The sequence below is a fragment of the Pseudomonas fluorescens genome, from assembly GCF_902497785.1.
In the GTDB taxonomy this organism is placed as follows: Bacteria; Pseudomonadota; Gammaproteobacteria; order Pseudomonadales; family Pseudomonadaceae; genus Aquipseudomonas; species Aquipseudomonas fluorescens_BO.
Genome location: NZ_CABVHK010000032.1, coordinates 25,887 through 32,573, shown reverse-complemented (window position 1 = coordinate 32,573; position 6,687 = coordinate 25,887). Strand labels below are relative to the sequence as shown.

At 60.9% G+C, this 6,687-nt stretch carries 9 protein-coding genes; 6 read left to right on the top strand and 3 right to left on the bottom strand.

Translation table 11 applies throughout. From position 1 onward, the window contains the following. Together F8N62_RS30805 and F8N62_RS30800 are read right to left on the bottom strand one after the other, a co-directional pair. On the bottom strand, nucleotides 1–450 hold a 450-nt coding region (locus tag F8N62_RS30805), incomplete at its 3' end, for a class II glutamine amidotransferase (RefSeq protein WP_191632476.1). A 30-nt stretch (nucleotides 451–480) separates the two neighbouring features. Beyond that, a complete protein-coding gene (locus F8N62_RS30800) occupies nucleotides 481–978 on the bottom strand; it encodes an MFS transporter (protein WP_150713805.1) in 498 nt (165 codons plus the stop codon). A 275-nt stretch (nucleotides 979–1,253) separates the two neighbouring features. Here F8N62_RS30800 and F8N62_RS30795 point away from each other — a divergent pair, with 275 nt between their 5' ends. Together F8N62_RS30795 and F8N62_RS30790 are read left to right on the top strand one after the other, a co-directional pair. Next, nucleotides 1,254–3,308, top strand: a complete 2,055-nt coding sequence (locus F8N62_RS30795; RefSeq protein ID WP_150714151.1) for a S9 family peptidase — start codon at nucleotides 1,254–1,256, stop codon at nucleotides 3,306–3,308. A gap of 189 nt (nucleotides 3,309–3,497) precedes the next feature. After that, the gene (locus F8N62_RS30790; protein WP_150714150.1) at nucleotides 3,498–3,971 is read left to right on the top strand and encodes a cyclic nucleotide-binding domain-containing protein; all 474 of its coding nucleotides are present in this window, start codon (nucleotides 3,498–3,500) and stop codon (nucleotides 3,969–3,971) included. On the opposite strand, the gene F8N62_RS30785 is transcribed toward F8N62_RS30790, so the two are convergent. Next, nucleotides 3,968–4,258, bottom strand: a complete 291-nt coding sequence (locus tag F8N62_RS30785) for a hypothetical protein (protein WP_150714149.1) — start codon at nucleotides 4,256–4,258, stop codon at nucleotides 3,968–3,970. The genes F8N62_RS30790 and F8N62_RS30785 overlap by 4 nt on opposite strands. A gap of 93 nt (nucleotides 4,259–4,351) precedes the next feature. Here F8N62_RS30785 and F8N62_RS30780 point away from each other — a divergent pair, with 93 nt between their 5' ends. The 4 genes from F8N62_RS30780 to F8N62_RS30765 all read left to right on the top strand — a co-directional run bounded on the left by F8N62_RS30780 (nucleotide 4,352) and on the right by F8N62_RS30765 (nucleotide 6,609). Next, entirely contained in the window at nucleotides 4,352–5,038 is a 687-nt protein-coding gene (locus F8N62_RS30780) for a spermidine synthase (protein WP_150714148.1), read from the top strand. A gap of 48 nt (nucleotides 5,039–5,086) precedes the next feature. Then, a complete protein-coding gene (locus F8N62_RS30775; RefSeq protein ID WP_150714147.1) occupies nucleotides 5,087–5,458 on the top strand; it encodes a YajD family HNH nuclease in 372 nt (123 codons plus the stop codon). 209 nt (nucleotides 5,459–5,667) lie between these two features. Then, a complete protein-coding gene (locus tag F8N62_RS30770; protein WP_010462134.1) occupies nucleotides 5,668–6,138 on the top strand; it encodes an RNA methyltransferase in 471 nt (156 codons plus the stop codon). A 93-nt stretch (nucleotides 6,139–6,231) separates the two neighbouring features. Continuing rightward, the gene (locus F8N62_RS30765) at nucleotides 6,232–6,609 is read left to right on the top strand and encodes a DUF2892 domain-containing protein (protein ID WP_150714146.1); all 378 of its coding nucleotides are present in this window, start codon (nucleotides 6,232–6,234) and stop codon (nucleotides 6,607–6,609) included. The last annotated feature ends 78 nt before the right edge of the window (nucleotides 6,610–6,687 follow it).

Here is a 6,687-nt window from a genome sequence, read left to right as displayed (position 1 = left end):
GATGTCGACCGGCTCGGGAAACGCTGCGCGCACGCGGTTGAGCAAATCGCAAAAGGCCGCTTCGCTGTCGGTGTCGCCGACCGGGCGGTAAAAACTCTTGATCGGTTCAAACTCCGCCAACTGGCCGTTATGCGCGAAGCACCAGTTGCGACCCCACAGTTCGCGCACAAACGGATGGGTGTTGGACAGGCAGACCTTGCCGACGTTGGCCTGGCGGATGTGGCCGATCACCACTTCGCTCTTGATCGGATAGCGCTGCACCAGGTTCGCGACTTCCGACTCGCAGCTGGCCGCCGGGTCCTGGAACAGGCGCAGGCCACGGCCTTCATAGAATGCGATGCCCCAACCGTCACGGTGCGGGCCGGTGCGGCCGCCGCGTTGCATCAGCCCGGTGAAGCTGAACACGATATCGGTCGGGACATTGGCGCTCATGCCCAATAACTCACACATGCTCGGATTCTCTGAAAGGCAGGGGCAAGGTTACAAACGCGGTTCGACCCGCATGCGCTGGGGATTGCTCGGGACTGGCGGGCGACCGTAGCGATCATCGCCGGCACCGCCGAAAGGATGATCCTCTTCAGGCTCGTCGGCCCGGACCGCAGCCTTGGCGGCGGCGGTGCGCTCCTTGCGGGCGTTGGAGGCGCGTTCGAGCGGGAAACGAATCGCCACGAACACCAGGTAGATACCGAAGGCGATCATGCCGTACATCAACAGATCGGAAACCGCCCGCCAGGCGTTGTTGCCGACTTTGAACGCCAGGTCCAAAGCGGTAATGGCGATAGCCGGGGCGACTTTTTCCTTCACCGGATCAATGATGGTCGGGCTGAACAGCAACACCGCCACCAGCAGTCGCAGCGGCTCGCGCAGCCAGCGCCACATCCAGCGGGTCATGCGCATCCACACCAACAGGCAGCCCAAAGCGGCAAAGGCGTAAAGGCCCCAAGCGATCAGATAGTCGTTCTCGGTCATGGTGTCCATGGCAAGGCAGGCAAAGAGGCGCTTATAGTAACGACTTTTCGCACAGCAGGCTTGCACCAATGGCTGTTGGGCAGACACCGAACCTGTGGGAGCGAGCTTGGTCTGGGCGGCATTCCGACGATGGCGGATTGCCAGCCAACATGGATGTTGAAGGCACTGACGCCATCGTCGGAATGCCGCCCAGACCAAGCTCGCTCCCACAGGTTTTGTGTTGCCAACGAGGCCTGCAGGCCGCATCCGAAATTTCTATTCCGTACATCGTCCGAGAGCCCTTCATGCCCGTATCCGCCAACATCACCAGCGCCCCGATTGCCCACAAGGCTGAAGGTTCTGACCCGTATGCCTGGCTGCAGGAACGCGACACCGACGCGGTGCTCGACTACCTCAAGGCTGAAAACCGCTATCAAGAGGCGCAGACCGCCGATCAGGCCGCTCTGCGCGAAACCCTGTTCGAAGAGATCAAGGGGCGGATTCTCGAAACCGACCTGTCGCTGCCCTCGCCGTGGGGCCCATACCTGTATTACACGCGCACCACCGCCGGTGACGAATACGCCCGTCACTACCGCTGCCCGCGCCCGGCGGATGACAGCCTGCAACTCGATGAAAGCCAGGAACAGCTGTTGCTGGACCCGAACGCGCTGGCCAATGGCGGTTTCTTTTCCCTCGGCGCGTTCAGCATCAGCCCGGACCATCAGCGTCTGGCCTACAGCATCGATTCCACGGGCGACGAGATTTACACCCTGTTCGTGAAGGAATTATCCAGCGGCCGCGTCAGCGAACTGGAGTTCGAGGATTGCGACGGCAGCATGACCTGGGCCAACGACAGCCTGACGCTGTTCTTCGGCGAACTGGACGACACGCACCGCCCGCACAAACTGTTGCGCTATCGGCTGGACGGCACCGCTGCCGAAGAAGTGTTCCATGAGCCGGACGGCCGATTCTTTCTGCATTGCTACCGGTCGAGCTCGGAACAGCAATTGCTGTTGGCCCTGGGCAGCAAAACCACCAGCGAAGTCTGGGTGCTCGATGCATTCCAGCCGCAGCAGGCGTTTACCTGCGTGGCGCCACGGGTTGAAGACCATGAGTACGATGTCGACCACGGCGCCCTCGACGGCCAGTGGACCTGGTTTATTCGCACCAACCGCGACGGCATCAACTTCGCGCTGTACACCGCGGTCGATACCGGCATGGCGCCAACCGAAGCCGAGTGGCAGAACCTGATTGCCCACAGCGACACGACAATGATCGACGGCATGAGCCTCAACGTCGAAGCCGTCACCCTGAGCCTGCGTGAGGGGGGCTTGCCGATCATCGAGGTTCGCCCACAAGGCCTGGCGCCTTATCGCGTGCAATTGCCGGACGCCGCCTACAGCCTGCATGTGCAGAACAGCCTTGAATTCGTCAGCGACAAAATCCGCCTGCGCTACGAAGCGTTGAACCGTCCGGCGCAGGTGCGTCAGCTGGACCTGGCGACGGGCGAGCAAAAAGTGCTCAAGGAAACCCCGGTGCTCGGTCCGTTCGACGCCGACGCCTATGTCAGCCAGCGCCTGTGGGCGACCGCGCCCGACGGGACGCAGGTGCCGATCAGCTTGGTGGTCAAACGCGAAGCCCTCGGCAAGCCGGTGCCACTGTATCTGTACGGCTACGGCGCCTACGGCGAAAGCCTCGACCCGTGGTTCTCCCACGCGCGCTTGAGTTTGCTGGATCGCGGCGTGGCGTTTGCCATCGCGCACGTGCGCGGTGGCGGCGAACTGGGTGAAGCCTGGTATCGCGCCGGCAAACAGGAGCACAAGCACAACACCTTCAGCGACTTCATAGCCTGCGCCGAGCACCTGATCGACAACGGCTTCACCACTTCTGCGCAACTGGCGATCAGTGGTGGCAGCGCCGGCGGCTTGTTGATCGGCGCCGTGCTCAACATGCGCCCGGAGCTGTTCGGCGCGGCGATTGCCGAAGTGCCGTTCGTCGACGTACTGAACACCATGCTCGACCCGGACCTGCCGTTGACCGTCACCGAATACGACGAATGGGGCAATCCTGAAGAGCCGGACGTTTATGATCGGATCAAGGCCTACGCCCCGTACGAAAACGTCAGCGCACAAGCGTATCCGGCCATGTTGGTGATCGCCGGCTACAACGACAGTCGTGTGCAGTATTGGGAAGCGGCGAAGTGGGTGGCGAAGTTGCGCGCGACCAAGACCGACAATAATCCCCTGCTGCTCAAGACCGAACTGGGCGCCGGGCATGGCGGGATGAGCGGTCGTTATCAGGGATTGCGTGACGTAGCACTCGAATACGCATTTGTTTTCAAGGTTTTGGGGATTGCCTGAGGAACTTGGCTGGGTGATTCAGTCTTAATCTGTACATCACCCCTGTGGGAGCGAGCCTGCTCGCGAAGTCGCCAGGTCAGTCAACATTGATGTTGAATGTGAGGCCGCCTTCGCGAGCAGGCTCGCTCCCACGGGGGATTGGGGCCATCCCGAAAAACCGTAACAGACACAAAAAAAGACCGTGAAGACATGTCAGAGCCGACCTTACTGAACAACGAAATCCGCGACTGGCTGATGGACTGTGGCCTGTTCGATCAATTGCTGCCCGCCGACTTCGCTGCCGCGTCGGGTTACTTCAGCATCAGCACCATCGCCGAGGGCGAAGAAATTTTTCACGAGGGCGATGCCGGCAGCTTCATGTGCATCATCCACACCGGCCAGGTGGCGGTGCAGAAAACCAACAGCGACGGGCAGCCGGTGACTATGGCCACCTTGCGCTGCGGTCGGGCGTTCGGCGAAATGGCCGTGCTCGATGGCGAGCGCCGCTCTGCCAGCTGCGTGGCCGCGAGCCATTGCCAATTGCTGAACCTGGGCAAGGACTCGCTGGAAAAGATGCTCAACGACGCACCGAAAATCGCCGCCAAGATCATCCGCGCCCTCGCCGTGTCCCTGTCCAAACGCCTGCGCATGGCGGATGGACAACTGCTCTCGCAACAGATTTAACCACCCGGCGACTTGATCTTCGTGCTGTTCTGCTCAAGGCCCGGCAAGGTCTGGTCCCTGGGCGGGCTGGGCACTTCGATGGGTGGCAACAGCGGCGGCCCGCCACTGCCCGGCCCGGCCTTGGGCACGCTGTTGGGCGTGATCTGCGGATACGGCGTCGGCGTCGCGGTGCCGGGCGAACCGGGCAACGGCGCCGGGCTGGTCGGAATGGTTTGCAGCGTCTGGGCCTGCACTGCAGTTATCGAGAGCGCGGCCAGGGCAATGACCGTTAGAATGGTGCGCTTCATCAATGGCTCCGTTGGCCTTGTTGTCTGTTTGCAGGCTACTCCCAACCGCGCTCGTTTGCCTTCCCCAATGCCCATTCTTCTCAAGAGAGCTCCATGAAACGTTTCGTTCTGCTCGACACCGCCCCCATCCCTGAAAACGGCGGCGCCTTGTGCCTGTTCGAATACGGTGAGGATTTCGTCATCAAGATCCAGGGTGGCGACGGCGGGCAGTTGATGAATACGCGCATGCACGGCTCCGAAGATGCGCTGGCCGAGATACCGTGCCGCAAAGTCGCCGGACGGCCGAATTCGCGGGTGCTGATTGGCGGCCTCGGCATGGGCTTTACCCTCGCCTCGGCCCTCAAGCATTTGGGCAAGACCGCTGAAGTGGTGGTCGCCGAACTGGTGCCCGGCGTGGTCGAATGGAATCGCGGGCCACTGGGTGAAAAAGCCGGCAACCCCTTGCTCGACCCGCGTACGGTAATTCGCATGGAAGACGTGGCCAACGTCCTGCAAGCCGAGCCTCAGGGTTTCGACGCGATCATGCTCGACGTCGACAACGGCCCCGAAGGCTTGACCCAGCGGGCTAACAGCTGGCTCTACTCCGCCGGCGGCCTGAGCGCCTGCGCCAAGGCCCTGCGCCCCAAAGGCGTGCTGGCGGTGTGGTCCGCCAGTGCCGACAAGCAGTTTTCCGACAAACTGAAAAAAGCCGGTTTCAAGGCCGAGGAAGTGCAGGTTTTCGCCCACGGCAACAAGGGCACCCGCCACACCATATGGATTGCCGAGAAGCTCAAGGGCTGAGCTAAACTTCGTTCATAACCGTCATTAGTCATTTACAAAGGTGAACCCATGAGTTCGTCAACGCCGACCAACACTTCGAAGCTGGACCGCATCCTCGCCGACAACCAGCGCGACAAGGAAATGGGTTACCGCGACAAGGCCCTGAAGATGTACCCGCACGTGTGCGGACGCTGCGCCCGTGAATTTTCCGGCAAGCGCCTGAGCGAACTGACCGTGCACCACCGCGACCATAACCACGACAACAACCCGCAGGACGGCTCGAACTGGGAATTGTTGTGCCTGTATTGCCATGACAACGAACACTCGCGCTACACCGACCAGCAGTATTTCCATGAAGGCTCGCTGAGTACGCCGACAATTGCCAAAGCGACGCATAACCCTTTTGCGGCGTTGGCGGGGTTGATGAAGAAGGAAGACTAAAGATTTTAGTTGCCTGAGCCGGCCCCATCGCGGGCAAGCCCGCTCCCACAGGGATTGGCGTTGATCAAAAAATAGTGTGTACGCCGCATAATCCTGTGGGAGCTGGCTTGCCAGCGATAGCAATCACCCGGACACCATCAATCTCAAACCAAACACCCCTCCCCCAATCCCCGTATAATCGCCGTTTTTTCCCCGAAGGCACCCCGCTCGTGGCAGACAAACGGTACAGCTGCATTGGTTTGTATAACCCCAAATCACCGGAAAACGTCGGCTCGGTCATGCGCGCCGCCGGTTGCTATGGCGTGGCTTCCGTATTTTACACCGGCAAGCGTTATGAACGCGCCGCCGACTTCGTCACCGACACCAAGCGCGTCCACTACGACATCCCGCTGATCGGCATCGACGACCTGAAAAAAATCCTGCCACTGGGCTGTGTACCGGTCGCCGTGGAACTGGTCGAAGGCGCACGCTCGCTACCGGAATACACCCACCCGGACCGTGCGCTGTATATCTTCGGCCCCGAAGACGGCTCGCTGGACAAAGAGATCCGCGACTGGTGTGAAGACGTGGTCTACATCCCGACCACCGGTTGCATGAACCTCGCCGCCACGGTCAACGTCGTGCTCTATGACCGCATGGCCAAGGGTCTGAACACCCGCTCCGGGGCGAAATTTCGCTGAACTGGTGCACATCCGATGGAACAAGCCGCCCGCCTCGGCAGTCAGCTTAGTTAATCTATTCTTGAAGCAGTCAGTCCAGCCAGGAGACAGATCATGAGCGAGCTAAAACGCGTCGAACGCATTCAATCCACCCCGTTCCAGACTCATTCCGAGCAGAACGTCCACGGTTGGGAGCGCATCGGCTCCCTGGCCGGGGGCGTGGTGATGATGGGCAAGGGCCTGCGTCGCGGCGGTATTTTCGGTTTGATCCAGGTGGCCATCGGCGGCGTGGCGCTGGCCCGTGGCATTACCGGGCACAGTACGGCCAAGAGCCTGCTGGAGAAAAGTCGTCAGGACATGAATAACGTGCGGGCGAAGATTGAACGCGCCGGGGAAGAGTTGAGTCGCTTGAAGGCGAATGCCGAGGCGGCGACCAGTACGGCTACGGTGACTGGCAATGATTCTTTGAATTCCCCGAAAACCGGGGTTTAAGCTCAAAGATCGCAGCCTGCGGCAGCTCCTACCGGGTTTAGCATTCACCTGTAGGAGCTGCCGCAGGCTGCGATCTTT